Annotated in this window: 25 protein-coding genes; 12 read left to right on the top strand and 13 right to left on the bottom strand. The window is 68.2% G+C overall.

What is annotated here, in order from left to right; translation table 11 throughout:
• Positions 1-34 precede the first annotated feature (34 nt).
• Complete coding sequence (locus tag ACZ50N_RS06885; protein ID WP_046364308.1) at positions 35-1,834, top strand: acetyl/propionyl/methylcrotonyl-CoA carboxylase subunit alpha; 1,800 nt, start codon at positions 35-37, stop codon at positions 1,832-1,834.
• A 77-nt stretch (positions 1,835-1,911) separates the two neighbouring features.
• Positions 1,912-2,229: a hypothetical protein gene (locus ACZ50N_RS06880; protein WP_464474974.1), complete on the top strand. Its 318-nt coding sequence runs from the start codon at positions 1,912-1,914 to the stop codon at positions 2,227-2,229.
• On the opposite strand, the gene ACZ50N_RS06875 is transcribed toward ACZ50N_RS06880, so the two are convergent.
• From ACZ50N_RS06875 to ACZ50N_RS06860, 4 genes are all read right to left on the bottom strand, one after another.
• The gene (locus ACZ50N_RS06875; RefSeq protein WP_464474973.1) at positions 2,222-3,712 is read right to left on the bottom strand and encodes an Ig-like domain-containing protein; all 1,491 of its coding nucleotides are present in this window, start codon (positions 3,710-3,712) and stop codon (positions 2,222-2,224) included. The two genes, ACZ50N_RS06880 and ACZ50N_RS06875, sit on opposite strands and share 8 nt — an antisense overlap.
• 44 nt (positions 3,713-3,756) lie before the next feature.
• Positions 3,757-5,301, bottom strand: coding sequence for an Ig-like domain-containing protein (locus ACZ50N_RS06870; RefSeq protein ID WP_464474972.1), 1,545 nt, complete (start codon positions 5,299-5,301; stop codon positions 3,757-3,759).
• 239 nt (positions 5,302-5,540) lie between these two features.
• Entirely contained in the window at positions 5,541-5,786 is a 246-nt protein-coding gene (locus ACZ50N_RS06865) for a hypothetical protein (protein WP_048422308.1), read from the bottom strand.
• A gap of 114 nt (positions 5,787-5,900) precedes the next feature.
• The gene (locus ACZ50N_RS06860) at positions 5,901-6,497 is read right to left on the bottom strand and encodes a nucleotidyltransferase family protein (protein ID WP_464474971.1); all 597 of its coding nucleotides are present in this window, start codon (positions 6,495-6,497) and stop codon (positions 5,901-5,903) included.
• A 210-nt stretch (positions 6,498-6,707) separates the two neighbouring features.
• Between ACZ50N_RS06860 and ACZ50N_RS06855 the strand changes: the two genes are divergently transcribed.
• Positions 6,708-7,142 carry an STAS domain-containing protein gene (locus ACZ50N_RS06855; protein WP_046364314.1) on the top strand — a complete coding sequence of 145 codons (435 nt, stop codon included), beginning with the start codon at positions 6,708-6,710 and terminating at the stop codon, positions 7,140-7,142.
• Here ACZ50N_RS06855 and ACZ50N_RS06850 read toward each other — a convergent pair.
• Positions 7,113-7,838 carry an RNA polymerase sigma factor SigF gene (locus tag ACZ50N_RS06850; protein ID WP_413783376.1) on the bottom strand — a complete coding sequence of 242 codons (726 nt, stop codon included), beginning with the start codon at positions 7,836-7,838 and terminating at the stop codon, positions 7,113-7,115. The two genes, ACZ50N_RS06855 and ACZ50N_RS06850, sit on opposite strands and share 30 nt — an antisense overlap.
• Positions 7,839-7,900: 62 nt before the next feature.
• Entirely contained in the window at positions 7,901-8,332 is a 432-nt protein-coding gene (locus tag ACZ50N_RS06845; RefSeq protein ID WP_046364316.1) for an ATP-binding protein, read from the bottom strand.
• A 314-nt stretch (positions 8,333-8,646) separates the two neighbouring features.
• Between ACZ50N_RS06845 and mbp1 the strand changes: the two genes are divergently transcribed.
• Positions 8,647-8,883 (top strand): microaggregate-binding protein 1, encoded by a 237-nt coding sequence (gene mbp1, locus ACZ50N_RS06840; RefSeq protein ID WP_046364325.1) that lies wholly within the window; start codon positions 8,647-8,649, stop codon positions 8,881-8,883.
• A 58-nt stretch (positions 8,884-8,941) separates the two neighbouring features.
• Here mbp1 and ACZ50N_RS06835 read toward each other — a convergent pair whose 3' ends face one another.
• Both ACZ50N_RS06835 and ACZ50N_RS06830 read right to left on the bottom strand, forming a co-directional pair.
• Complete coding sequence (locus tag ACZ50N_RS06835; protein ID WP_464474970.1) at positions 8,942-9,826, bottom strand: type IV toxin-antitoxin system AbiEi family antitoxin; 885 nt, start codon at positions 9,824-9,826, stop codon at positions 8,942-8,944.
• A 144-nt stretch (positions 9,827-9,970) separates the two neighbouring features.
• Complete coding sequence (locus ACZ50N_RS06830) at positions 9,971-10,321, bottom strand: helix-turn-helix transcriptional regulator (RefSeq protein WP_236693894.1); 351 nt, start codon at positions 10,319-10,321, stop codon at positions 9,971-9,973.
• A gap of 103 nt (positions 10,322-10,424) precedes the next feature.
• Here ACZ50N_RS06830 and ACZ50N_RS06825 point away from each other — a divergent pair, with 103 nt between their 5' ends.
• From ACZ50N_RS06825 to ACZ50N_RS06810, 4 genes are read left to right on the top strand one after another with little or no spacing between them, the layout of a single operon-like run.
• Positions 10,425-11,828 carry a proton-conducting transporter transmembrane domain-containing protein gene (locus tag ACZ50N_RS06825; protein ID WP_464474969.1) on the top strand — a complete coding sequence of 468 codons (1,404 nt, stop codon included), beginning with the start codon at positions 10,425-10,427 and terminating at the stop codon, positions 11,826-11,828.
• On the top strand, positions 11,825-14,359 hold the full coding sequence (locus ACZ50N_RS06820) for a DUF2309 domain-containing protein (protein WP_464474968.1): 2,535 nt from the start codon (positions 11,825-11,827) through the stop codon (positions 14,357-14,359). The genes ACZ50N_RS06825 and ACZ50N_RS06820 overlap by 4 nt, the downstream gene beginning before the upstream one ends.
• 44 nt (positions 14,360-14,403) lie before the next feature.
• The gene (locus ACZ50N_RS06815; protein WP_046364320.1) at positions 14,404-14,703 is read left to right on the top strand and encodes a P-II family nitrogen regulator; all 300 of its coding nucleotides are present in this window, start codon (positions 14,404-14,406) and stop codon (positions 14,701-14,703) included.
• Between the two features lie 23 nt (positions 14,704-14,726).
• Positions 14,727-15,311 carry a carbonic anhydrase gene (locus tag ACZ50N_RS06810; protein ID WP_048422312.1) on the top strand — a complete coding sequence of 195 codons (585 nt, stop codon included), beginning with the start codon at positions 14,727-14,729 and terminating at the stop codon, positions 15,309-15,311.
• Between the two features lie 12 nt (positions 15,312-15,323).
• Here the strand turns inward: ACZ50N_RS06810 and ACZ50N_RS06805 are convergent, their stop codons facing one another.
• Positions 15,324-15,680, bottom strand: coding sequence for a hypothetical protein (locus ACZ50N_RS06805; RefSeq protein ID WP_048422313.1), 357 nt, complete (start codon positions 15,678-15,680; stop codon positions 15,324-15,326).
• Between the two features lie 68 nt (positions 15,681-15,748).
• Between ACZ50N_RS06805 and ACZ50N_RS06800 the strand changes: the two genes are divergently transcribed.
• Complete coding sequence (locus ACZ50N_RS06800; protein WP_048422353.1) at positions 15,749-16,309, top strand: restriction endonuclease; 561 nt, start codon at positions 15,749-15,751, stop codon at positions 16,307-16,309.
• On the opposite strand, the gene lat is transcribed toward ACZ50N_RS06800, so the two are convergent.
• From lat to ACZ50N_RS06780, 4 genes are all read right to left on the bottom strand, one after another.
• Entirely contained in the window at positions 16,278-17,642 is a 1,365-nt protein-coding gene (lat, locus tag ACZ50N_RS06795; RefSeq protein ID WP_046364321.1) for an L-lysine 6-transaminase, read from the bottom strand. The two genes, ACZ50N_RS06800 and lat, sit on opposite strands and share 32 nt — an antisense overlap.
• 68 nt (positions 17,643-17,710) lie before the next feature.
• Positions 17,711-19,150 (bottom strand): mechanosensitive ion channel domain-containing protein, encoded by a 1,440-nt coding sequence (locus ACZ50N_RS06790; RefSeq protein ID WP_464474967.1) that lies wholly within the window; start codon positions 19,148-19,150, stop codon positions 17,711-17,713.
• Complete coding sequence (locus ACZ50N_RS06785; RefSeq protein WP_046364322.1) at positions 19,117-21,252, bottom strand: adenylate/guanylate cyclase domain-containing protein; 2,136 nt, start codon at positions 21,250-21,252, stop codon at positions 19,117-19,119. The genes ACZ50N_RS06790 and ACZ50N_RS06785 overlap by 34 nt, the downstream gene beginning before the upstream one ends.
• A 171-nt stretch (positions 21,253-21,423) precedes the next feature.
• A complete protein-coding gene (locus tag ACZ50N_RS06780) occupies positions 21,424-21,894 on the bottom strand; it encodes an Lrp/AsnC family transcriptional regulator (RefSeq protein WP_073682757.1) in 471 nt (156 codons plus the stop codon).
• Between the two features lie 23 nt (positions 21,895-21,917).
• On the opposite strand from ACZ50N_RS06780, the gene hglS reads away from it, so the two are divergent.
• The 3 genes from hglS to ACZ50N_RS06765 all read left to right on the top strand — a co-directional run bounded on the left by hglS (position 21,918) and on the right by ACZ50N_RS06765 (position 25,597).
• Positions 21,918-23,147, top strand: a complete 1,230-nt coding sequence (gene hglS, locus ACZ50N_RS06775) for a 2-oxoadipate dioxygenase/decarboxylase (protein WP_464474966.1) — start codon at positions 21,918-21,920, stop codon at positions 23,145-23,147.
• Positions 23,144-24,688 carry an L-piperidine-6-carboxylate dehydrogenase gene (gene amaB, locus ACZ50N_RS06770; RefSeq protein ID WP_277243329.1) on the top strand — a complete coding sequence of 515 codons (1,545 nt, stop codon included), beginning with the start codon at positions 23,144-23,146 and terminating at the stop codon, positions 24,686-24,688. Before hglS ends, amaB begins: the two co-directional genes overlap by 4 nt.
• Positions 24,689-24,778: 90 nt before the next feature.
• On the top strand, positions 24,779-25,597 hold the full coding sequence (locus tag ACZ50N_RS06765; protein ID WP_464474965.1) for an SDR family NAD(P)-dependent oxidoreductase: 819 nt from the start codon (positions 24,779-24,781) through the stop codon (positions 25,595-25,597).
• Positions 25,598-25,661: the final 64 nt, after the last annotated feature.

Raw genomic sequence — 25,661 nt, 5'->3', positions numbered from 1 at the left:
CGCTCTTAGAATCGACATGCCATCAGGAGGCGCAGTGGCCACTCACGCCAGCTCAAGGATCTCCAAGGTGCTCGTCGCCAACCGCGGGGAGATCGCCGTCCGGGTGATCCGAGCATGCAAGGACGCCGGACTCGAGAGCGTGGCGGTGTACGCCGAGCCCGACTCCGACGCCCCGCACGTCCGGTTGGCCGACGAAGCGTTCGCTCTCGGCGGGCAGACCTCTGCGGAGTCCTACCTGGTGTTCGAGAAGCTGCTCGATGCCGCCGCCAAATCCGGCGCCAATGCCGTGCACCCCGGCTACGGCTTCCTGTCCGAGAACGCCGACTTCGCCCAGGCCGTCCTCGACGCCGGGCTGATCTGGATCGGGCCCAGCCCGCAGTCGATCCGCGACCTCGGTGACAAGGTCACCGCCCGCCACATCGCCGCCCGCGCGGAAGCGCCGCTGGTGCCGGGCACCGCGGAGCCCGTCAAGGACGCCGACGAGATCCTCGCCTTTGCCGATGAGCACGGCCTGCCGATCGCGATCAAGGCCGCGTTCGGCGGCGGTGGACGTGGCATGAAGGTGGCCCGCACCCGCGAAGAGATCCCCGAGCTGTTCGACTCGGCCACCCGTGAGGCCATCGCGGCGTTCGGCCGCGGCGAATGCTTCGTCGAGCGCTACCTCGACAAGCCACGCCACGTCGAAGCCCAGGTGATCGCCGACCAGCACGGCAACGTCGTCGTCGCCGGCACCCGTGACTGCTCGCTGCAGCGCCGCTTCCAGAAGCTCGTCGAGGAGGCGCCAGCGCCGTTCCTGACCGACGCGCAGCGCAAAGAGATCCACGAGTCCGCCAAGCGCATCTGCAAGGAAGCCGGCTACTACGGCGCAGGCACCGTCGAATACCTCGTCGGCCAGGACGGCCTGATCAGCTTCCTCGAGGTCAACACCCGCCTGCAGGTGGAACACCCCGTCACCGAGGAGACCTCGGGCCTGGACCTGGTGCGTCAGCAGTTCAAGATCGCCAACGGCGAGCCGCTCGACATCACCGAGGACCCGACCCCGCGCGGCCACTCGTTCGAGTTCCGGATCAACGGCGAGGACGCCGGCCGCGGCTTCCTGCCCGCCCCCGGCCCCGTCACCCGCTACGACATCCCCACCGGCCCGGGCGTGCGCCTGGACTCCGGCGTCGAGGCGGGCTCGGTGATCGGCGGCCAGTTCGACTCCATGCTGTCGAAGCTGATCGTCACCGGCGCCACCCGCGAAGAGGCGCTCGAGCGCTCGCGGCGCGCCCTGGCCGAGTTCCACGTCGAAGGCCTCGCCACCGTGATCCCGTTCCACCGCGCCGTGGTCTCCGACCCCGCGTTCATCGGTGACGGCACCAAGTTCGACGTGCACACCCGGTGGATCGAGACCGAATGGAACAACACCGTCGAACCGTTCACCGGCGGCGACCCGATCTCCGAAGAAGACACGCTGCCCCGGCAGACCGTCGTCGTCGAGGTGGGCGGCCGTCGCCTCGAGGTGTCGCTGCCCGGCGACCTCGCGCTCGGCAACGGCGGCGGATCGCCGTCGGGTGCCATCCGCAAGAAGCCCAAGCCGCGCAAGCGTGGTGGCGGCGGCGGAGCGGCCGCGTCGGGCGACTCGGTGACCGCACCGATGCAGGGCACCGTGGTCAAGGTCGCGGTCGAGGAAGGCCAGACCGTGGCTGCCGGCGAGCTGATCGCCGTGCTGGAAGCCATGAAGATGGAGAACCCCGTGACCGCCCACAAGGACGGCGTCGTGACCGGCCTGGCCGTCGAGCCCGGCGCCGCGATCACCCAGGGCACCGTCCTCTGCGAGCTCAAGGGCGAGTGACCCTCGCGCCGAACGCGCGGTTTTTGATGGATTTCCGCGGATTTCCGTCAGAAACCGTGCAGTCGGCGAGCTGACCCGTGGAGCCCGTCGAGATCAACGCCGGCACGTGGTACCTGCGCGCGCTGCGGGCCGACGATCGAGTCGACGACCGCCCAGCGCTCGCCGACCTCGGCGAACACCGAGCTGACTACGTGTCGCAGGCGAATGCCCAGTGGACCGCGGAGACTCTGTTCACCTGGGCGATCTGCGAGCCCACGACCGGTGAGCTGCTCGCCGAGGTGACCCTCGACCCCGCCAGCCACACCGTCGCCACCCGCGCGCGCCCCGGCCACGAGCAGGCCGCACAGACCGGGGCCGAGGCGGTGGCCCGCTTCGCCGAGGCGATGCTCAGCTGATCGGCGCAGGCCGCAGCGTGAAGCCGATGTCCTGCAGCATGGCGTATTCGATCGGGCTGATGTAGCGCACGTCGTGCCATCCCGACCCAGGACTCTTGTCGTTCATCAGCTTGAAGTCGTCGCCGGAGAACACGAAGCGGTCCAGGTGAGACGGCAACCCCGCCTTCGAGAGCGGGATCGGCTTGCCGTAGGCGGCGATCGCGTGCGGGCCGCCGAAGTAGGCGCCGCCGTTGAGACCGTCGATGTACTCCTGGGCGTCGGGGCGGAGCTTGCCGTCCGGACCGAAGAGCGAGGTCCCGTCCTCGGTGGTCAGGAAGCTGTCGTAGACCGACCAGTATCCGATGTCCGAACTGATCAGCGAGTAGATGCCGAACGAGTGGAGCAGCTCGTGGCGCGCGGTGTTCTGGAAGTCGTACTCGTCGTCGGCCACGACATCACCGGTCGCCCATTTCCAGGCGAAATTCCAGTTCATGAACGCCTGTGTGGCGCCGGCTTCGACGTCGACGCCGGTGATGATCTCGTGCTGGATGGAGGTCTGCAGAAAGCCGGGGGGTTCGGTGAAGGCGGCGAGTGTATCTGCGGTGACGTCGTAACCGGGATCGTTGATCGCAGTGAGCTCGTAGGACAGCACGATCGGCGTTCTCACCACGAAGAACCCCGCAATGTAGTCAGCCGCCCGTTGGAACGCCGCCTTGCGATCCGCCGTCCATTCGTCGAGACCGGCATAGGTGAACGCGAACGTGATCGCCCGATGGTTGATGATCGATTCCGCGCGGGTGACTGCGGGGCGGAACCAGTTGAGCAGGTTGACGTGCAGCCCGAGGTCTCTGGCGGCGACGACGAACGTGTCGACACCGGTGAAACCCTCACCCGGTGTGTAGGTGTACGAACCGTCCTTGCCGATCGTCACCGTGCCCGTCGACGGACCCTTGACCAGTCGATACCTCAAGCGGTCCCCGTCCGGGTCCTCCGCGCCGACCGTGCCGCTGATCGGCCCGTCCATGACGCCGCTGACCTGCACTGGATTGACGGTGGGCGCCTGGTTGAAGAACGTCCGACGGGTGTTCGCGAGTCTTTTCTCCAGCTGCTCCTTGCGCTCGTCGCTGACCGGCCTGTCGTCGATGCGTTCGAGTGCTGCGGCGGTCATCTGGTTGATCACCGCCGCGGCGCGCTCCTGCCGCGCCTGCCGGGGGGTGAGCGCGGGTTCGTCGGCATCGTCGACGTCGGCGTTGCGCCTGTCGAGCATCTGCTGCCGCCGTGCCTCGGACTTCTCGGCTCGTTCGGCTCGCGCCTTCTCGATCCGCTCGGCTCGCGTTGCTCGCGCCGTTGCCGACGGCGGGCCCGTCGTCTCACCGGCCGGTGCCGACACCGATGTCTCCGTGTCCGCCGAGGCCACGCCGACCTGTGGCCCGGCCAGGGATGCGCCCCACAGCGCCGCACCCACCCCCGCCGACGCGGCTCCCAGGGTCAGCCAGCGCCGCACCGCGAACTGATCCGACCTACCCAGGACCTGTCCCCCTCTTCCCCTCATGACACCGCCGCGGTGACGGTCACCGGCGCCACGACGACATAACCGAGATCGCGCAGAATGCCGATCTCGATCGGACTGAGCACCCGAACGCCGAGCTGACCTTGGCCTTTGATGGCATGGTTCATCAGCTGGAAGTTGTCGCCGGTGAAAGTCTTGGTGTCCAGGTGCGAGCCGGAACTGCCCTCCGCCCACGTCGTCGGCGAATAGACCGGCACCGGCCTGCCGTAGGCCGCCACCGCGTTGGCGCCCCCGAAGTTGAGACCGCCGGCCGCACCGAGCAGATAGGGATCCGAGCTCGCCGGCCAGGTGAAGTCCGTCTGGATCAGCGCGGTGCCGTCGGCGGACACCATGAAGCTGTCCCACACCGACCAGCTGCGGCGGTCAGTGTTGGTTCCCGGCGGGCCGGCGACCCCCAGAATGCCGAACGAGTGCATCAGCTCGTGCATGACGATGCTGGTGAAGTCGTAGTCCTCGCCCGTGACGACATCGCCGACGGCGGTCGGGAAGGCGAAGTTCCACGCGATCCGGCCGTCGGCTTCGTCGCCGTTCGAGTCGACACCGGCGATGATCTTGTTCTGCACCACCGTCCGCCAGAAACCGGGGTCCTGGCTCACCAGGTCACTCTCGGCATCGGCCAACCAGCTGTCGAGCGGATCGTTGGCACCGGCGATCCGGTAGACGAGAGTCACGGGCGCGGTGACCCGCAGGTACTCGGTGATGTTCTCGGCGACCCGGTTGAGCGCGGCCCGCCGGTCCGGCGTCCAGTTCTCCGCACCCTCCTCGTAACGGAAGTCGAAGGTGACGGCGCCCTGGTTGATCAGGCTGTCGGCCACTGTGACGCCAGGCCGGAACACGTTGAGCAGGTTGATGTTCGACCCCACATCACGGGCCGTCACGACGAAGGTGTCGACTCCGGTGAAGCCCGCACCGGGCGTGTAGGTGTACGTCCCGTCGCGGTTCAGCGTCACCTCGCCCGCCGCGGGACCCTTGGCCACGCGGTACACGATGCGGTCACCGTCGGGGTCGACGCCGCCGACGGTTCCGGTGATCGGCCCGTCGACGACACCGCTGACCTGGACCGGAGCGACTGTCGGCGCCTGGTTGAAGAAGGTTCGCTGCACGCGAGCCACGCGGTCTTTCAGCTGAGCTTTCCTGGTGTCGCTCGCCGGCCGCGCATCGATGCGGGCCTCCGCGCCGGCCACCAGTTCATCGATCTTCTTCGCCGCGCGATCGGCCCGCTCCTGCTGAGCCTCTGCCCGGCGCGCGGCCCGGTCCTCGGAGGGCGACTCCGCATCGACGCCAGTCCGTTCGTTGCGAGCGCGCTGCGCCGCAGATCTGCGTTCGGCGATCCGTTCCCTGCGATCGGCCTTCGCCGACGGGCCCGCGGCACCATCGGCTGACGCTGACGCTGACGCCGACGTCTCGCCGGAGTCCGCCGCTGCTGATCCGATCTCAGACCCCAGCAGCGCGAAACCCAGAAGACCCGCGCCCACCCCCGCCGACGCCAAACCCAGCCGAACACTGGCACTGACAGCACTCACCGACAAACCCCCCTCATTTGGTTGTGCGACGAACTGTACAGCTAACTATTAGCTGACATACAGACTTCGCCAGATCCCGGAATATCGTTTGTGGGTGTACTGATTGATCGGGAGATGGTCACGGGCGACCTAAACAGCAAACCTCACGGAATGGCGCGGGTAACAACGACTGACTTGGCCGTCAATATCAGGTCGGAGCCTACAGCAAATTCGTTTACCATCACGTGCTTCCGGCGAGGTCAGTGGCTCTGCTGGATCGACCAGCTGGGCGTGGAGAAGCTCTGCTGCGGCCAGTAGTAGTAGCCGTAACCCACCCGCGGCCACCCGACCCACGGCTGCGCGACGGTGTCCGGCGTAGCGACCATGCTGCCGTCGTCGTTGACGGTCATCGCGGCACTCGCGGGGCCGGCCAAACCGAGTGCGGCGCCGCCGATGATTCCCGCCGACAGCAGGGGCAGGGCGAGGGTGCGGGCGATGCGATTCATGGTGAGTCTCCTTCGTTGCGGTGATGACTCAACCTTCGCCTGCCGAGAGCCCGAAGTATGTCCGGTGATCAGGCCATATACCGGTGGATCGTCATGTCCCCCGATCGGTGGACATCACCGGCTGTCGATGTCGGCGCCGGAGCACAGATCGGCGCAGTCGACCATGACGACGTCGTCGCGGGACCGCAGGAACGGGCCCGCTCCTTCGTCCCCGGCCAACGTGTCGAGCAACGCGGCCCAGTGCCGGCGCGCGATGACGACCGGGTGTCCGGGCCTGCCCGCATAGCTCGCCCGCGCCAGGCCGGCGCTCCGAGCGGCAGCGAGCACGCGCCGCACCGCCGCGGCGTTGACGTCGGGAGTGTCGACCGGCAGGAAAACCGCGTTCTCGACCCTCTCATCCTCGAGCGCGAGCACGCCCGCGCGGACCGATGCGCTCAATCCGTCGGCCCAGTCGGCGGCGACGACGGCCGACGCGGACTGCGGGATCGCCACCCCGTCGACCGCCGCACCGAGGACCACGACAACCTCGGCGCAGCCACCCTCTCGCAGAGCCGCCACCGCCGACACCAACCACTCGCCACTGTCAGCAAGCACCTTGGGCATGCCGAAGCGTGTTCCGGCACCCGCTGCCAGAACCACACCGGCGTCCGAATGTTGTTGGCTGTCAAACACTTTCGCTACAGCCCCTCGATAGTGTGACAATTTTGACATCTACCTGGCCGGCAATTGTGAACAACTGCTGAAAGTCATTGTCCAAGATCACCGCGTGCGCGTATGGTCGAGACCACGGGTTGACGAACCAGCCCTTGTGAGGAAACGTCATCGTCACGCGGGTCTGCAATTCCCGCGCAGGCTTCTTTGTCTCTCTGCCCCCTTGGCGCGACCACAGACCCGAATCCCATTTCGACTGATGGAGCCGACGTGGCTGAAGCGCCCCCTGTACCGCCGGACGCGGAACTCGACACGCACACGTGTCACTCCGCGCAGTTCCAGACCCGGCGACCACAGCCGTCGACGGCGGTCGTCTCCGCGTACGGTGAACTCGACGCCGCGAACGGCAACTCCTTCGTCAAGTACGCCCTGCGGGATGCAAAGCAGACCCAGTGGTTGGTGATCGACCTCAGCGGATTGAGCTTCTTCGCGACCGCCGGCTTCTCCGCCCTGCACACCCTCAACGTGCAATGCGCCGGCGAGAACATCCGATGGGCGCTGATCCCGAGTCTTGCCGTCGACCGCCTACTGCGCCTGTGCGATCCGGACTCCACGCTGCCGATCTGCGTCGACGTCGCCACTGCGCTGACCACGGTGCACAGCGATCCCCCGCGGTTACTGAAGCTGATCTCGCAGCCGCGTTAGCGACTTCGCCAGCAGCCGGGACACGTGCATCTGGGAGATGCCCACCCGCTCGGCGATCTGCGTCTGCGTCATCGACTCGAAGAACCGCAGCACCAGCACCATGCGCTCCCGCTCCGGCAGGGCCTCGAGCAGCGGACGCAACGCCTCGCGGTTCTCGATCTGATCGAGAGTCATGTCGAAGTCACCGAGCGTGTCCGCGATCGCCGGGGCGTCCTCGTTGCTCCCGCTGCCGCCGCTGTCGATCGACAACGTGTTGTAGGAACTGCCCGCGACCAGGCCCTCGATGACCTCGTCGCGATCCATCTCCAGTTCGGCGGCGAGCTCAGTCGCCGTCGGCGCGCGGCCGAGACGCTGCGAGAGATCCGCCGTCGCCGCGCCGAGCCGCAGATGCAATTCCTTGAGCCGGCGCGGCACCTTCACCGACCAGCTGTTGTCCCGGAAGTGGCGACGGACCTCACCCATGATGGTCGGCACGGCGAAGGACACGAAGTCTGAACCGGCGTTGACATTGAACCGGATCACTGCGTTCACGAGGCCGACGCGCGCGACCTGGACGAGGTCATCGCGCGGCTCGCCGCGTCCGTCGAAACGGCGGGCGATGTGGTCAGCCAACGGCAAGCAGCGTTCGACGATGGCGTCACGCTGACGCTGGAAGGCGGGAGACCCTGCCTCAAGGCCTTCCAGTTTGCGGAACATGGCGACCACGTCCGCATATTCAGAGCTCGATCGCGAAGACGAACCCTGGGAGGACGATCGGGTCACTGCAACGAACTCGCTCGCCTTGTCGTCATCGAGATGCCGAAGACCTGGCCTTCCGGTGACTGTCCGTCGGAGAACGTCGTCACCTCATCGGTCAGAGAGCTCAGAACATGCCAGCTGAAGCTGCCTGGTGCGAGGATGTCGGGGCTGTCGCAGGTGGTCGACGCGTGGACAACCAGCGCCTCCGGCTGCGGGTCCACGATCAGCAGCAGCGTCGACTCGGGCACGGCAGAGCGGATGAGCCGCGTGCAGGCCTCGTCGACAGCGAGGCGCAGATCGGCGACGGCGTCGAAGTCGAGATCCTCGAACGTGCCGATGGCGGCGACGAGGGTGCGCAGCACCGCCAGGTTCTCCAGCGTCGCGGCGACCCGCAGCTCCACGGACTGGGCGCTGTGTTGCTTCCCGTTGACGTGGCTCGCGCCCTGCGCCATCTGACCTCCCGAAAACTTCCCCGAGAGACTACCCCAGGGCGCGTCGCCGCTACTCATGGGTGCTCCGGCCGGTCTCGACGAGCGTGGAATCTGTGTTCGGGCGCCGCCGAAGAACTGTTACTGACATGGTGCGCAAGCCATACCCCAGGCTCCAAAACCGCAAACTCGGGCTCCAAAAGCGTTGCGTCACCGCAATTCTGTGTGTACGCGGTGAGACGCGCGTCACCTGTTTAGGTGCGTAACCGAGGGGAAGCCCAGGCCGGTCGGCGCCTGATTCGGGCGCCAGTTGCCGATATACCAGCTGAAAGGTGATCATGAGCGACGAGAACAGCGGTCCCGCAGAGGGCATCAAGGGCGTCGTCGAGGACGTCAAGGGCAAGGCGAAGGAGACCGTTGGCACCGTCGCCGGCCGCGACGACATGGTGCGCGAGGGCAAGGCTCAGCAAGACAAGGCCGAAGCCGAGCGCGAGGTCGCGCAGAAAGAAGCCGAGGCCGAATCGGCCCGTGCCGGCGCCAAGGCTGCCGAGAAGCGCCAGGAAGCCAACCAGTAAGACGACTCTCTCGACGGGCCCGACCGGACATGACCGGTCGGGCCCGTTGTCTGTCGGGTCAATTCCGTTGAGTGCCACCCCGGCGACGCTCATAGCCCTGCTGATCGAGGGCCAGACCAACGCGACCGAGTACCTCACCGAATGTGCTCTGGCGATGAAGGACCACGAGAATCCACCCGAATTCCTTCGAGTAGCGAATCTTGTGCGTGATCTCGGGGCGGTACTCACTGCCGTACGGCAACTTGACGAAGAGATCGACGCCATCCATGTCTTTGACGTCGATGGCGATCTTGAGATCTTCATAGCCGAGATCGACGAAACCCCAAGCCGCCGATCCGACACGCACCCCTGCCCGGGGCACCATGGGCCAGTGCTTGCGCAGAATGAGCCGCACCCGCGTGACCGCCGGCGTGCGCGACCCGCCGTCCATCAGATTCACAGTGTCGCGCGCGTGGTCCAGCAGACGGGCTGACGGATAGCGGTCGGCAAGCGCCTGTACCTCATCGATCTCGACACCCGTGGCGCGAGCGAGGTCGTCGAGGCAGATCACGGCCTCGACGCGGGGGTGGTGACGGGCGAGATCGAGCGCGGTGCGCTGCGGAGTAGTGACCTGAACTCCGTCGACTGAGCAGATCTCGTCGGGCTCGATGCTCTCGTTGCGAACGATGATTCCGTGTGGCGGCCGGGGGAAACGACGGATCATCTCGATCGGTGCGTCGTCGCCGATCCACCGGGCGCCGTGCAGGGCGGCAGCCGCACGGCCGGCGATGACGCCCTGTCCGCGAGACCAGATCGACGCGGCATGGATACGGTCCATCAGCGTGGGCGCCGTGGTGGCCGGCATGTAGACATCGGGGAAAAGCCTGCGGTATCGGCTCCGAAGCACACCGCGGGTCAGCGCACCGGTGGATAGCGCTTCGCTGCCGCGAACGATGTCTGTCACGCAACAAATCGTGGCCGAAGACACCGACATCAGGTGTCAGGCGCAGGCCAGGGAGCACCGCTGCTGGGTGTTGTGGGCGAGATTGCCTTGAGGGTCGCGCGAACGACCCTGACGGCAATCTCGGTTACAGCATCCGGCAGCAGGTCATGTCAGAGCGTCGATCAACTCCCCGACGGTGTGCGCCGATTCGACCGGGTGCCTCATCCGACCCTCGCGGTTGACCGTGTAGCTGTTGCGGCGCCCGACCTTCGATTTGTCGACGTACCCATCGGCGATGAGATCGGCGAGGATCGTCTGAACCGACCGTTCGGTGATCCCGATCAACACACTCAACTCGCGCGCTGTCAGGGATCGCCCTTGCGCCAGGCACAGCAGCACGTGCCCGTGATTGGTCAGGAAAGTCCACGTCCGCGTCGCCTGCGCGGGCTCGGGTGCGGGAGGGGCTGCCGCCTTGCGCGGTGCCACCTTGCCAGGGCTTCTCCGTGTGGCGGGCATCGGCCACAGCATAGGTGATTCGCGTAGTCGGTTTCGGCAATTGGGCCACGTCACAATTTACGAAGCTTGACACGTGAGACTTAATACACGTAATTTACTTCGCATGTTAGACACCTTCGCGGCTCCAGCTCCGACGACACTGATCGTCGCCCCTGCGCTCATGGCCCTGGTGTCCGCGACGCTCGGGCGGCGCGCACCCCTCATCTCGGCGCGCCTCGGAACCGCCACTGCGGCGGTAGGACTGCTGATCGCCGCCGTCACGGCGCCGATCGCAGGCGACCACCTGGCCACAGCTCTGCTACTCCTGATCTTCGGAGTGTCCGCCATCGCACAGGGTTTCGCGGTCCGCTATCTGGCGGGCGACGATCGTGCTCCCTGGTTCACCTGCGGCGCACTGCTTCTCACTGCCGCAGCGGCAGCAATGGCCATGGCCACCACGCTCGTCGGGCTCGCCATCGGCTGGACCGGTGTCGGCGTGGCCCTCTGCTTCTTGCTGGCCACCTACCGAGAGCTGCCGACCGCCCGCGACGGGGTACGGCGCACGGCACTTGCCTTCGGCATCGGTGACAGCGCACTGTGGATCGCGGTGGGACTCCACGAATTCGCCATGGAGACAACGCAACCCCTCGTCGCCGTGCTGATCGTCATCGCCGCACTCTCCCGCTCCGCGCAGATCCCCTTACACCGCTGGCTGCCGGCCACGCTGGCGGCGCCGACTCCGGTGTCGGCGCTGCTGCACGCCGGTGTGGTCAACGGCGGTGGCGTGCTCCTGGTGAAGCTCGGCGCGCTGGGGACTCCCCTGGCGTCCGGAGTCGTGATCGCCGCCGGCATGGCGTCGATGGGCTACGGCGCGGTACTGATGCTGGTGAGGCCCGATATCAAAGGGGCGCTGGCCTATTCGACGATGGCGCAGATGGGCTTCATGATGCTGACCTGCGGCCTGGGGCTGTGGGCCGCCGCGGTGATCCATCTGATCGGACACGGCTTCTACAAGGCGACGCTGTTCCTGTCCTCCGGATCGGCGATCGCACGGCGCCGTCGCCACCACATGCTGCCTCCGCCGCCCGACCTCACCCGCCCTCGACGGTGGACCTTCGCCGCCACCGCGATCCTGTTGCCGCCGCTCACCCTTGCCCTCTGTGTCGTGCTGGCGCCGACCTGGCAGGAAGGGCACGCCGCGGAATTCGCCCTACTGCTCTTCGCCTGGGTGACCGGATCGACCGCACTGTGGGGCTGGCTGCGCCGCCGGCCGACGATTGGCGGAATCGCAACCGCCACAGCACTGGTGGTACCCGCCGCGATCGCCTACGTCGCGGTGGTCAGCATCCTCAGCCGGTACCTGCAACCGGCGCTGCCCCCGCCGACGGCGTCACCGGCCACAGTGTGGGCAGTGCTCGCCGCGGCCCTGATCCTGCTAGGTGCGATCGCGAGCCTGCGCACCTCACCGCGGCTCTACACGCACGCCCTTTCCGCCGGAACCCTCCACCCGACAGGAGCACCTCGATGACCACCGCCCTCGCCACCCGGCGTGCCCAGCTCCGCAGCGACATCCGATTGGCCGCCCGCGCGCTGCCGACCCACTATCCGCTCGGCACCTTCATCGCGGTGAACCCACTGGCAGGCCTGCAGACAATGCCTTTCGAGCAGGCAGTGCGCCGCGCAAGTGACGTGTACGGCATGCGCGGCACGCTGCCCGAAGAGCTCTACCGGGCGCTGTACCGGCAGGGCCGTGTCACCGACGCCGACCTCGACGACGTCCTGATCCGCCGCCACCCCAACCTGGCCGACGAACCCGACCTGAACGTCGGCGGCGCCACGACGACCGCGATCGAACTCCTGCGCGCCGATCTGCTGCACGGGGACACGGCCCCACAACCACTGCGCCGCTTCGTCACCCACGCGGAGCGGGCTTCCGCGGCCATCGCCGCCGACATCGATGCGCACGCGGCGACCTGGTGCGCCGCATTCCTCGGCGGCGGCAGCTGGCCGATGCCGGGCCGCGACAAAGGTTTCTATCCCGCGTGGCGCGACCTGGTCCGCACCGAACGCACGCTGCCACGCGCGGTGCGCCGGCAGATGATCGCCATTCCCGAGCGCGCCGACGACGCCATCCTGCGCGCGCTCGACGCGCTGGGCGTCGGTGACGACGAGCGAGTCACCTACCTGCAGGCACACCTGACCCGGTTGCCGGGCTGGGCCGCGCACATCCAGTGGGGCGCGGACCGGGCCACGGGCATCGACCTGCTCCAGTATCTGGCGATGCGGTTGAGCTACGAGGCCGCGTTCGTGCGGGAGCCCTCGCCCGCACCGGCCCAGGAGCCTCGTCGGCCCTCGACTCCCACCGCACGCGATCGCGCAGCTCTGCTGCTGGCCACCTCGATCGGCGCCGCGGTGCCGGAGAGTGAATTGACCGCGGCCGCACGCATTCTGGCTGCGATGCCGGTCGCGGCCCGTGAAATGGTGTGGCAGCAGGCGTTCGAGAGCCACTACCAGAATCGGCTGCTCACGGCGCTGGCGGATGCGACGCTGCCCGCCCGTACAAGAGCCCACACGCAGCTCGTCACCTGCATCGACACCCGCTCGGAAGGGTTGCGCCGGCATCTCGAGAGTCACGGCGGCTACGAGACCCTGGGCTTCGCCGGTTTCTTCGCGGTCGCCATCCGGTTCACGGGCCTGCTCGGCGGGGACTCGGCCGACCTGTGCCCGGTGCTGATCTCGCCGAACCACGACGTCCACGAGCACGCCGCAGCCAACCCTGCACGCCAGATCCGCGGCGCCACCGAGCTCGCCGCCGCCGAGACCGCATTCCACCATGCCAAGCACTCCCTGACGGGGCCCTTCACGCTCGCCGAAGCGGCCGGCTGGCTGGCCGCGCCACTCGCGGCGGCGAAAACCGCGGCACCGGCCACCGTTGGCAAGTTTCGGCATCGCCTGCGGGATCTCATCGCTCCGTCGACCGCGACAGTCCTCGCGATCGACGGCATGCCGCTGGGCGAGCGAGTCCTGTTCGCGCAGACGGTTCTCCAGTCGATAGGGCTGGTCCGCGATTTCGGCCGCCTGCTGGTGCTCTGCGGGCACCACAGCACGACGGAGAACAACCCGTATCAGGCGTCGCTGGACTGCGGTGCGTGCGGCGGGCAGGGCGGCGGACCGAATGCCCGCACCGCTGCGTTGATCCTCAACGATCCCGCGGTGCGCGACGAACTGCGGGGCGCAGGGATCGACGTCCCGGCGCAGACCCTGGTCGTCGCAGCGGTCCACGACACCGCCACCGACCGGGTCACGGTGCTGGACCACCACCTGATCCCGAGCAGTCATCGCGACGACATCGCCCGGCTGGAGGCCGATCTCGCCCGCACGGGTGAGGCACTGGCTGCCGAGCGCTGCGCCGAGCTCCCCGGTGCCCCGCGCCGTCGGTCCTCTGCCAGAGCTGCGCGTCACGTCGCCTCGCGATCACTGGACTGGGCGCAGGTGTACCCCGAATGGGGACTGGCGGGCAACGCCGCGTTCATCGTCGCCCCGCGTGAGATCAGCGCCGGAATCGACCTGCAGCGCCGGGCTTTCCTGCACTCCTACGATGCGGACGTCGATGTCGACGGCACCGCGCTCGAGACGATCATGACCGCACCGCTCGTCGTCGCGCAGTGGATCAACTGCCAGTACTACTTCTCGACGGTGGCACCGGATACATTCGGCGCCGGAAGCAAGACGATCCACAACGTCGTCGGCGACGCAGGGGTGCTCTCCGGACACGTCGGCGATCTGCGCCTCGGGCTGCCCCGGCAATCGGTCCGGTTCGGCGACAGGCTGATTCACGAACCCCAGCGACTGCTCGCGGTGATCCAGGCCCCGCTCTCCCGCATCGACACCGTGATCGAACGCAACCCTGCGCTGCGGCAACTGTTCGACAACGACTGGGTCGCCCTCGCCGCACGCGAGAACTCCCACGACAGCTGGCGGCGTCGTACCCGAACAGGTTGGCGCAGTTGGCTCGACACCCGCGACACCACCACCGAAGACAAGGAGATGATTCCGTGACACCGTCTGAGACACCCCCCACGACACCCAGCACTCTCACCCGGATGACGAAAGTCGAGGTCGTCGTCTCCGGGAACGACGCCGCCGCAGTGCGAGACCTGATCGCCGGTGTCGGCGCCACCGGTTTCACCAGCCTGTCCGGGGTGTCCGGCCTCGGCCACCACGGCTACCACCAGGGCCGGCTGCTGTTCAACCAGCAGGCGACGCTGGAACTGATCATCACCGTCGTCCCCGACGACAAGGTCGAGGCGCTGCTCGCCGGACTGCGCCGCCTGCTCGACTCCTCCCCCGGTGTGCTGTTCGTGACCGAGACCTACGTCAGCCGCCCCGAGTACTTCAGCTGAAACCCACGAAAGGAAACAGAAAAATGGCACATGACAGCAGTGACGCGACGACCGTCTGGCAGAAGCTGAAGGCCGGTGTGCCCGCACCCGGCGACGGGCCCGTGGCGGCGGTGTTCCGCTGCGCCGACGCAGGCATCAGCAGCGAGACGGTGTTCGGCCAGTCCGCCGGCGCGCTGCTCGATGTCAGCACGTGGGGGCACACAGTTGACACCAGTGTCCTGGCCAGCCTCGAGTACGCGGTCGAAGCGCTCGGCGTCCCGCTGGTGGTCGTGCTCGGCCACGACGACTGCCCCGCGATGACTGCGGCGCTGCGGGCGTGGCAGCAGGCCCAGCTTCCCGACGGTGCGATGCGTGCCGCGGTAGAGCACGCGCTGCTGTCCGTGGTGCGTCGGGGCGCGGCGGCCGATTCCGTGGCGTCGGTGGCCTCAGCCCACATCGTCGAAACCGGGCTCGGTCTCACTCAGCGCTCACCCGCGCTGGCCCGCAGGGTCGACCGGGGAGAGTGCGGCATCGTGTGTGCGACTGTTGATCCCGCGGACGGCACGATCCGGGTGCACGCGACGCTCGGCGTCGAAGAGACCAACGGCGTTCTGGTGGAGATGGTCTGACAGCAGGCGGGGTCAGGGCAGCGCCGGGAGGGCGGTGATCACCGTCAGTGCGATCAGCGTCCACCCGGCCCCCTGCCACGCCCACCACGCCGACGTGTCGCGCTGCACCCGAGCTCCGCGCAGCAGTGACACGGCGCCGCCGAACAGCAGGATGAGCGGCGCGCCGACCGCGGCGCCCGCACGTTGGGGTGCGCCGCACGCGATCGCATCGATGGTCGAGCCCGTGCAGGTGCCCATCCACAGCGACGCCGTCACGAGAAAAAGCAGACCCGCCACGGCGAAACCCAGGCCCGTGCGCAGCGCATCGCGCACGCCTCGATCTGCGAGCTGGCTCCCGAGCCGGCGCTCGTGGCCCGACAGGTCCGTCATGCGATCGTGACTTCCCCGTGATCTGCGCTGGTAAACGTCCTGTCGGGGCCGAGTCCTACGATCCGGTGGTGACGCGGACTCGGTGGCGATGGGCGGGTGCACTCGGCCTCGCCGCCGGAGTCACCGCAGCGCTGTGGGGCGTGCCGCCGTGGTGGTGTCTGGCCATCGCCGTCGCCACGCCGCTCGTGCCGGGGTTTCTCACCGCCGTCGTGGTCGGGGCCGCCACCCCGGGCACGCGTGAGACCGACGCCCGAGACCAGATGTCGGGCACCGAGTTCGAGGACTACGTGGCCCGCATCGCCCGCTCGGTCGGGGTGCCGGTGATCATGACGCCGCTGTCCGGCGACTGGGGTGTCGACCTGATCGTCGGGCATCGGCCGAACCGACTGGCGGTGCAGTGCAAGCGTCAGTCACGCCCGGTCGGCACCGGCGCCGTCCAGGAGGTGGTGGCCGGCGCGCCGATGCAGGACTGCACCCGCACGATGGTCGTCACCAATCACCAATTCACGCCCGCGGCAAGGAAACTCGCCGAGCGTCACGGGTGCGAGCTGGTGGGCGGTGACGAGCTGCCGCGGCTGCGTTCGACGATCCGCCGACTCACCCGGCCGATGGAACCGACATCGACCTGAGCACCGCACGCACCGCGTCGACAGCGGCGTCGATCTCCCCGCGAGAGACCGTCAGCGCCGGCCGGAAGCGGACACTGTCGGAACCGCACCCCAGCATGATCACCCCGGCGTCCCAGAGCCGGGCCACCAGCGTGTCCCGCTGCGCGGACCCCGGCAGACTGAACGCACACATCAAGCCGCGGCCGCGCACGTCACGCACCAACGCCGGGAACGCCGCAGCCACCTCGTCGAGCCGCGAGAGCAGGTAGCGGCCGTTGTCGGCGGCACGCTCGAAGAGCCCGTCGGACTCGATGACCTCCAGGATGCGGCGCGCGCGCACCATGTCCACGAGGTTGCCGCCCCACGTCGAGTTGATCCGCGAGCTCACCGCGAACACGTTGTCCGCGACCTCGTCGACCCGGCCGCCGGCCATCACCCCGCACACCTGAGTCTTCTTACCGAAGGCGACCACGTCGGGCTGCACACCCAATTGCTGGTAGGCCCAGGCGGTTCCGGTGATACCGCAGCCGGTCTGCACCTCGTCGAAGATCAGCAGCGCGTCGAACTCGTCGCACAGCTCGCGCATCGCGGCGAAGAACTGCGGCCGGATGTGACGGTCGCCGCCCTCGCCCTGGATCGGCTCGGCGATGAAGCAGGCGATGTCGTGCGGCGCGGCCTCGAACGCGGCGCGCGCCTGCCGCAGCGACTCCTGTTCCAGCGCTTCGATGCCGGCCCCGGACCGCAGGTACGGCGCATCGATCCGTGGCCAGTCGAACTTCGGGAAGCGTGCGACCTTATTGGGGTCGGTGTTCGTCAGCGACATCGTGTAGCCGCTGCGGCCGTGGAAGGCACCACGCAGATGCAAGACCTTGGTGCCCAACTCGGGGTCGCGACCGTGCGCCTCGTTGTGGCGGCTCTTCCAGTCGAACGCCACCTTGAGCGCGTTCTCGACGGCCAGCGCCCCGCCGTCGACGAAGAACAGATGCGGCAGCGCCGGATCGCCGAGGACGCGGGCGAACGTCTCCACGAAACGGGCCATCGGCACGCTGTACACATCGGAGTTGCTCGGCTTGTTCAGCGCGGCCGAGGTCAGCTCCGCGCGGAACTGCTCGTCGTCGGCCAGCGCCGGATGGTTCATGCCCAGCGCCGACGACGCGAAGAACGTGAACATGTCCAGATAGCCGCGGCCGGTGCGCGCATCGATCAGATAGGACCCGTGGGAGCGCTCCACGTCGAGCACGAGGTCAAGGCCGTCGGCCAAGATGCTGCGAGCCAGAACCGGCCGCACCTGGTCGGGGGTGAGGTCAGGAGTGATCCGGGATGCGACAGCGGGAGCCGCCAGGACGTCGGTCATTCGCCGACTATAACGCAAAAATTCCGTCAATAAATGGTCTGCATCCGAAAGTTTCCCGTCAACGGCAGCTACACGCGACTCTTTTCCGGGTCGAGCGCCTCTTCGGCTGCCCGCCGGCGGATATCGATGGTCCCGCCGATCTGCCGCGCCAGACCGGGGTGGCTCTGCACCACCGGCGCGACGACATCGCGCGGAATCGACAGCACCGTCGTCTCGGCCGCCGCCACCGCGCCGGTCAGCACCCGCTGGCGGGTCAGCGCCGTGGCCCCGATGAAGTCGCCGGTCTGCACCAGCCCGATCGGCATGCGCGCGCCGTCTCGCGCGGTGGCCGTCAGCTGCAGCTCACCGTCGAGCACGAACCCCAGGGCCTTCGGAATCGACCCCGTCGCCTGCACGATCTCACCCTCGGCATAGGACTCGAGGCGGCCCGCTTCGACCAGTGCGGCCGTCGTCTCGTCGTCGAGCCCCAGCCTCGCCCCGATCCGCATCGCCTGCGCGGCGAGGTGCGGCGTCATGTCGTCCTGCGGCTCCACGCCGTCCAGGCGCACCCCGGCGCGCCGAGCCGCATACCAGACTCGATGCAGCAGAAGGTTCTTCGTCGGGGACTCGTCGGACGGGCCGATCACCGGGACCGACACCCGGTACTCCCCCGCGCCGAGCGCGCTCACCTTCGACGGTAGATCGGCGACTTTAGAGGGCAACGCGTCGGCCACCGCGCGCAACATCTCGACGACGGTGGCGGGTCGGTCACCCGGGCTGAATGCCAACGTCGCCGTCGCCTGGAACGCGGCACCGGTCACCCGACTCAGGTTCGTGAAGGACCCGGTGGCCAGCGACGCGTTCGGCACGATCTTGATCCCGTTGCCGGTGTCGATGTGCACCGACCGCCAGTTGACCTCGAGGACCCGGCCGCGGGCCTCGGACGTGTCGAGCCAGTCACCGATCCGGAACGGCTGCTCGAACAGCAGGAACAACCCCGCGATCACAGGGCCCACGGCCGACTGCACAGCCAGACCGATGACGATCGAGGTCACTCCGACCGCTGCGAACAACCCCCCGACGTCCGTACCCCAGACCCAGGAGAACAGCAGTCCGAGACCGATCACGATGACGACGAGCCGACCGAGATCGATGAAGATCGTCGGCAGCCGCTCGCGCCAGCTGCCCGGCCGCGCTTCCCCGAACAGCGCCGCGTTGGCGCCCGAGAGGGCGAACAGGATGAGAAGGAAGCCGAAGACGGTGGCGGCGATCCGCGGCCAGGTGGCCTCGACATCGGAGTCGTTGAGCTGGTCGATGAGGATGTACAACGCCAGCGCCGGCAGAACCGCATTGCGCAGCAACAGAACCGGCCTGGCGTAGCTGCTGCCCCGTCGGGCCAGCCACTGATAGACCTCGGTCAGGACCAGCAGCGCCACCGGCAGCGCGACCACGACCGACAGCGTCGGCCAGAACCAGGGCTGGGAGGTCAGCTCGGTCACGCCGACCTCGCCGGAACGCGCAGTGACCACACCGGCTCCTCACCCTCGGGACCGGCCAGCCTGCCCTCCTCGGTGAAGGTGTAGAGCGCCGTGAGATTCGCGTGCACACGATCGCTGACGAAGATCCCCGGCCGATCGGTCGCCGCGTGCACGCGGTGCGCCAGATCGACCGCTTCACCCCACAGGTCGTAGATCCTGGTGCGCTGCCCGATCAGACCGCTCGAGACCTGGCCGCTGTCGATGCCGATCCGCAGGGCCAGCTCCGCATCGTGTCGATCGTTGAACACGTTGATCACCTCGACGAGGTCGACGGCGAAAGCGGCTGTCCTGCTGGCGTGGTCGACACGGGGCACCACCAACCCGCAGGTGGCCAGGAAGCCGTTGTGCAGGTTGCGCACTCGTTCGATGCCGTGCCGCTCGGCGGCCGCGTCGAACGCCTCGATGAGATCGTTGAGGGTGCGCACGGATTCCTCGGCCGACAGCGCGCGGGCGAAGTCCTGGAAGTGCAGCAGCTCGGCATAGATCACCGAGACGTCGCGGTGGTCGCCGCCGATGGCCTGCTCGCCCTGGCGGAACCGCTGCGCGACCGTCTCGGGCATCAGGGTGGCCAGCAGATCGTCGATCTCGCGCCGCTGCTCGTCGATGAGCTCCTGCTTGGTGCGCAGGCTCTCCGACATGTCGTTGAATTCGGCTGCCAGATCGCCGAATTCGTCCTTGGTGGTGACCGGGATGCTGACACCGACCTCGCCGCCCCGAACTCTGCGCACAGCGTCGGCGATGCGCGCGACCGGGCGAGTCAGCATACGGCTCAGGAGGAGCGCGAGGATGCAGACGACGAGGACGATCGTCGCTGTCGACAGGGCGATGTTGCGCGCGAACTGATTGACCGGGGCCAGCGCCTCGTCCTCGTCGATCTTGGCGACCAGCACCCAGTTCAGTCCCGGGATGTCGAGCGGCATGTAGGACACCAGCGAGGCCGGACCGATGTAGTCGTTGTCGGTCACCGTGCCCGATTCACCCTCGAGCGCTCGATCCACCGCGACGGTGTTCACGGGCTGCAACAAGGTGCTGCCCTTGACGGCCACCTCACGTTCGGCCACCTCGGTGGGCGTGCCGTTGTCGACGACCTCCCCGACGAAGGCCTGGGGGTCGGTGAGCAGCCGCCGCGACACCGACCGCATCAACCGGTCCGGCCCGGCGAGGTAGGTCTCGCCGGTGGCGCCCAGTCCGTCGGCCTCCCACTCGCGGTTGCCGGTCATCACGTCGTTGATGCCGTCGATCGACAACTGCAGGGCGAGCACACCCTGGATGGCGCCGCCGTCGCCGATGGGCGAGATCACCCACAGCGTCGGCTTGTCGTACGCCGGCGGGTACCGCTCGAAGTCGGTGATGAAGGTCTGGTCGACCGAGGTCGCCTGCAGCGCCTTGCGGTAGCTGTCCGCCAGCAGGGTCGCCTTGTAGGGCCCGGTGAACAGGTTCGTGCCGAGATCGGCGCCCTTGTACGCGGTGTAGACGACGTTGCCCGACGTGTCGATCAGCAGCGAATCCTCGAACGCGAATCGCGTGGTCAGGTCGGCGAAGAAGCGCTGATAGCGATCGTTGGCCTCCGACCAGGCATCCGGCGGCCCCGCTGCCCGCAGCGTCAGCGCCTTCTCAAAGTCACCGCCCGCCGGCACCGTGTAGGCGTTCTGCAGCGCGATCGCGGCGTTGCCGTTGGGAACGAACAGCGTCGGGTCCGCCGGTTGGCCGGACTGCTTGCTCAGCTCCGGCGCGAACACGGTGTCGTAGTAGCGGCGCACAGCGTCGCGATCCTCCGGTGTCGGAGGCGTCGCGTCCAGCTCGCGATAGGCGGCTGCGAAATCGCGGGTCGCATTCACCGTCGTCGCCCCGTGCGTCACGATCGACGCGGCATCGCTGACAGTGCGGAAGTACTGGGTGATCTCGCGGGCCCGCGACTCCCGCACCTGGGTCATGTTCTTGAACTCGGCGGAGCGGAGCGAATTCGTGCCGGAGACGTAGCCGATGGATCCGGTGACCAACACCGACAGCACGCTGACGAGGAGAAGAGCAATCAGCACTTTGGACTGAACGCCGAGCCCGATCCGTCCGCCACGTCTCCTGAGCAGGCTCATTCGGCCACGCCCTCCCCTCCGTCAGGTGGCTACTGTGGCACGAGGCAAACACCTCAGCCCGATTCGTTACCGAACCGAGCTGCACCCAGATCGGGCCGCGAGGGACGGCGTTTACGGACAGTCGACATTTCTGATCTTGAAATGTTCTGCTTCTAGGCCCGACTACAGGAACTAATCCGGCACAGAGCGTCTATCGCTGTAAAATTTATGTAGGATGATCGTGCTGCGGGTCTTGACGTCGGCCGCGGTACGGATGCGTTGCAGCAGGCCTTCCAACGCCTTGGCCGACTTCACGTGGACCAGCAGCACATAGTTGTCGTCACCGGCCACCGAGTAGCACGCCTCGATCTCGGAGATGTGCTCGAGCCGGGCGGGGGCGTCATCGGGTTGCGACGGATCGAGAGGGGTGATGGCGACGAACGCCGACAACATGTTGCCGACCGCCTCGGGATTGATCCGGGCGGTGTATCCGGTGACCACGCCTCGCGATTCGAGGCGACGCACCCGCGACTGGACCGCCGACACCGACAGGCCCGCCGTCGCCGCAAGGTGCGCCAGGGTGGCCCGGCCGTCGGCCACGAGTTCGCGCACCAGCACACGGTCGATCTCGTCCAGCGGCTGGCATTCGTCGGGCCCGGTCATGGCCGCACTGTATCGGAGGACCGGTGGCTGACGTCCAAACCTGGCAACTGCGGGCGCAATTCGCCGCCGGGCTGTCCGCCATGTACGGCGCCGAAGTGCCCGCCTATCACACCCTGGTGGAGGTCAGCTCCGAGGTGAACCGGGGCGTCGTCGCCGCCCACGGCGACGCGGAGCGACTCGGCTCCCTCGACCGCGTCACCGCCGAACGACACGGTGCGATCCGCGTGGGCAACGCCGCCGAACTGGCCCAGGTCGCCGATCTCTTCGCCGCATTCGGCATGTTCGGTGTGGGCTACTACGACCTGCGAGAGGCGGCGTCCCCGGTGCCCGTGGTGTCGACCGCCTTCCGGCCGATCGAGCCAGAAGAGCTGGCCCGCAACCCCTTCCGGGTGTTCACGTCGATGCTGGCCGTGGCTGACCGACGGTTCTTCTCCGACGACCTGGCGCAGCGAGTCACCGGCTTCCTCGACGCCCGGCAGCTCTTCGACCCGGCCCTGATCGAGACCGCCCGCCGCATCGCCGCGCACGGCGCCTGCCCGTCGGCCGACGCGCGGAATTTCGTCACCGCCGCCGTCTCGGCGTTCGCGCTGTCCCGCGACCCCATCGACCGTGGCTGGTACGACGAACTGTCAGCGGTGTCGGCGGTGGCCGCCGACATCGCCGGCGTGCGGTCCACCCACATCAACCACCTGACGCCCCGGGTGCTCGACATCGACGCGCTGCAGCAGCAGATGACCGCGCGCGGTATCACGATGATCGACCACATCCAGGGCCCGCCCCGCACCGTCGGCCCGCAGGTGCTGCTGCGCCAGACGTCTTTCCGGGCGCTGGCCGAACCACGGCGGTTCCGCGAACCTGATGGTTCCGTCGTGGACGGGACGCTGCGCGTGCGCTTCGGCGAAGTCGAGCAGCGCGGCGTGGCGCTGACCCCGCTGGGCCGCGAGCGATACGACGCGGCCATGGCCGGCCCGGATCCCGCCGCGGAGTGGGACGTGCACTTCCCCACCACCGACGCCGAACTCGCCGCCTCCGGACTGGCCTACTACCACGGCGGCGATCCGGCCCGTCCCGTCGTCTACGAGGACTTCCTGCCCGCCTCGGCAGCCGGCATCTTCCGCTCCAACCTCGACGGCGACTCCGCAACCGCAGAAGGCGCCGACCACACCGACTACAGCCGCGACTGGATGGCCGCCACGATCGGCCACCACATCCACGACCCCTATCACCTCTACGAGAAAGCAGCCTCTTCATGACCTCGACCGTCACCTCGACGCTCCCCACATCGGACGCGCTGCGCGCCCGCGCGCAAGAGGCGCTGGCCGCGGTGGGCGCCCAGGTCCAACTCGGCGCGCCGAACGCCGGCGGCGTGACCGCCAGCTCCCCGGTGAACGGCGACGTGCTGTTCACGGTCGCCGAATCCTCCGCCGACGAGATCGACGCGGCGGTCGCCGCGGCCGCGGATGCCTTCACCACATGGCGCACGACACCGGCCCCGGTCCGTGGAGCGCTGGTCGCCCGGCTCGGCCAGCTGCTGGTCGAGCACAAGGAGGATCTGGGTGCGCTGGTGACCATCGAGGCCGGCAAGATCACCTCCGAGGCGCTGGGCGAGGTCCAGGAGATGATCGACATCTGCGAGTTCGCCGTCGGCCTCTCGCGCCAGCTCTACGGCAAGACCATCGCCTCCGAGCGGCCCGGGCACCGACTGATGGAGACCTGGCATCCGCTCGGCGTGGTCGGCGTCATCACCGCGTTCAACTTCCCGGTCGCGGTGTGGGCGTGGAACACGGCGGTGGCGCTCGTCTGCGGTGACACCGTGGTGTGGAAGCCCTCCGAGCTGACCCCGCTGACCGCGGTGGCCTGCCACGCGCTGCTGGCCCGCGCATGCGCCGACGTCGGCGCGCCCGCCGGCGTCTCCCAGCTGGTGCAGGGCGGCCGCGAGGTGGGCGAGCAGCTGGTCGACGACCGCCGCGTCGCGCTGCTGTCGGCGACCGGCTCGGTGCGTATGGGCCGCGAGATCGGGCCTCGCGTCGCGCAGCGCTTCGGCAAGGCGCTGCTCGAACTCGGCGGCAACAACGCCGCCGTCGTCACCCCCTCGGCCGACCTCGACCTGGCGGTGCGCGGCATCGTGTTCTCCGCGGCGGGCACGGCCGGACAACGGTGCACGACGCTGCGCCGGCTGATCGTGCACTCGTCGATCGCCGACGAGTTGGTGGGCCGCATCGTGGCGGCCTACGAGCAGCTGCCGGTGGGCGACCCGTCCGCCGAGGGCACGCTGGTCGGGCCGCTCATCCACGAGAGGTCCTACCGCGACATGGTCGGCGCGCTGCAGCAGGCCCGGGCCGAGGGTGGCGAGGTGATCGGCGGCGATCGGGTGGACGTCGGGGACGAGGGCGCGTTCTACGTGCGCCCCGCGGTGGTCCGCATGCCGGCGCAGAGCGAGGTGGTGACGCTGGAGACCTTCGCGCCGATCCTCTACGTGCTCACCTACGAGACGCTCGACGAGGCCATCGCGTTGAACAACGCTGTGCCGCAGGGTCTCTCGTCGGCAATCTTCACTCTTGACGTGCGCGAGGCGGAGCGCTTCCTGGCTGCCGACGGGTCGGACTGCGGCATCGCCAACGTCAACATCGGCACCTCGGGCGCCGAGATCGGCGGTGCGTTCGGCGGCGAGAAGGAGACCGGTGGCGGCCGCGAGTCCGGTTCCGACGCGTGGAAGGCCTACATGCGCCGGGCCACCAACACGGTGAACTACTCCTCCGAGCTCCCCCTGGCCCAGGGCGTCCACTTCGGCTAGGCCCCTTGTTCCGCGAGCGAGCGGGTTTGTCCGCCGACACGCCGCGTCCGGCGTACATTCCGCGCGCGCTCGCGGTCGAGAATCGTCGGTATGGAACTGGACGGCAAGGTCGCGATCGTCACCGGCGCGGCATCGGGTATCGGCGCTGCGCTCGCGAGCGGGCTCGCCTCGCGCGGCGTACGCGTGGTCATCGGCGACCTCGACGAGGCGGGTGCGCACGCGTGCGCCGAGGCGATCCGGTCGGGCGGCGGGCAGGCCATCGGCCTGAGGGCCGATGCCTCCGACGTCGTCGACATCGAGGGCATGATCACGTTGGCGAGCCGCGAATTCGACCCCGTCGACATCTACATCGCGAACGCCGGGATCATCGGCCGGCCGGGGCTCGGCACGGAACAGGACTGGGACACCATCCTCGACGTCAATCTGCGCGCCCACATCCGGGCCGCGAGAGTGCTTGTGCCGCACTGGCAGTCGACGGGCTCGGGCTACTTCGTGTCGGTCGCCTCGGCGGCAGGGCTGCTGACCCAGCTCGGCGCGGCAGGCTACGCGGTGAGCAAGCACGCCGTCGTCGGCTTCGCCGAATGGCTGGCGATCAGCTACGGCGACGACGGGATCGGGGTCAGCTGCGTGTGCCCGCTCGGCGTGGAAACACCGCTGCTGCAGGCGGTTCGGAGCACTGACGACCCCGACGCCCGACTCGGTGCATCATCGATCGAACAATCCGCCGCGGTACTGTCCGCCGACGACGTTGCGACAGCGACGATCGAGGCGATGCTCGCCGACCGCTTCCTGGTGCTCCCGCACGCCGAGCTGTTGGACATGTACCGGCACAAGGGTGGCGACTACGACCGATGGATTTCGGGGATGCGTCGCTACCAGCGGGCGCTACGCGCACAGAGCGAGACGTAAGAATCCCGTCATCAACATCGTCCCGCGACGACGGACGAGCCGCTGACGCTCGGACGAACCACTC

This window comes from Mycolicibacterium obuense (genome assembly GCF_055397605.1).
This window is presented reverse-complemented; position numbering and strand designations above follow the sequence as displayed.

Bases quoted from the DNA above. Each gene is read 5' to 3' on its own strand.
- mbp1 (WP_046364325.1), top strand. From the start codon at position 8,647: ATGAGCGACGAGAACAGCGGTCCCGCAGAGGGCATCAAGGGCGTCGTC.
- ACZ50N_RS06845 (WP_046364316.1), bottom strand. From the start codon at position 8,332: ATGGCGCAGGGCGCGAGCCACGTCAACGGGAAGCAACACAGCGCCCAG.
- ACZ50N_RS06810 (WP_048422312.1), top strand. From the start codon at position 14,727: ATGGCACATGACAGCAGTGACGCGACGACCGTCTGGCAGAAGCTGAAG.
- ACZ50N_RS06820 (WP_464474968.1), top strand. From the start codon at position 11,825: ATGACCACCGCCCTCGCCACCCGGCGTGCCCAGCTCCGCAGCGACATC.
- ACZ50N_RS06860 (WP_464474971.1), bottom strand. From the start codon at position 6,497: ATGTCAAAATTGTCACACTATCGAGGGGCTGTAGCGAAAGTGTTTGAC.
- ACZ50N_RS06865 (WP_048422308.1), bottom strand. From the start codon at position 5,786: ATGAATCGCATCGCCCGCACCCTCGCCCTGCCCCTGCTGTCGGCGGGA.
- amaB (WP_277243329.1), top strand. From the start codon at position 23,144: ATGACCTCGACCGTCACCTCGACGCTCCCCACATCGGACGCGCTGCGC.
- ACZ50N_RS06815 (WP_046364320.1), top strand. From the start codon at position 14,404: ATGACGAAAGTCGAGGTCGTCGTCTCCGGGAACGACGCCGCCGCAGTG.
- ACZ50N_RS06825 (WP_464474969.1), top strand. From the start codon at position 10,425: ATGTTAGACACCTTCGCGGCTCCAGCTCCGACGACACTGATCGTCGCC.
- ACZ50N_RS06805 (WP_048422313.1), bottom strand. From the start codon at position 15,680: ATGACGGACCTGTCGGGCCACGAGCGCCGGCTCGGGAGCCAGCTCGCA.
- ACZ50N_RS06765 (WP_464474965.1), top strand. From the start codon at position 24,779: ATGGAACTGGACGGCAAGGTCGCGATCGTCACCGGCGCGGCATCGGGT.
- ACZ50N_RS06850 (WP_413783376.1), bottom strand. From the start codon at position 7,838: ATGTTCCGCAAACTGGAAGGCCTTGAGGCAGGGTCTCCCGCCTTCCAG.
- ACZ50N_RS06830 (WP_236693894.1), bottom strand. From the start codon at position 10,321: ATGCCCGCCACACGGAGAAGCCCTGGCAAGGTGGCACCGCGCAAGGCG.
- lat (WP_046364321.1), bottom strand. From the start codon at position 17,642: ATGACCGACGTCCTGGCGGCTCCCGCTGTCGCATCCCGGATCACTCCT.
- ACZ50N_RS06780 (WP_073682757.1), bottom strand. From the start codon at position 21,894: ATGACCGGGCCCGACGAATGCCAGCCGCTGGACGAGATCGACCGTGTG.
- ACZ50N_RS06785 (WP_046364322.1), bottom strand. From the start codon at position 21,252: ATGAGCCTGCTCAGGAGACGTGGCGGACGGATCGGGCTCGGCGTTCAG.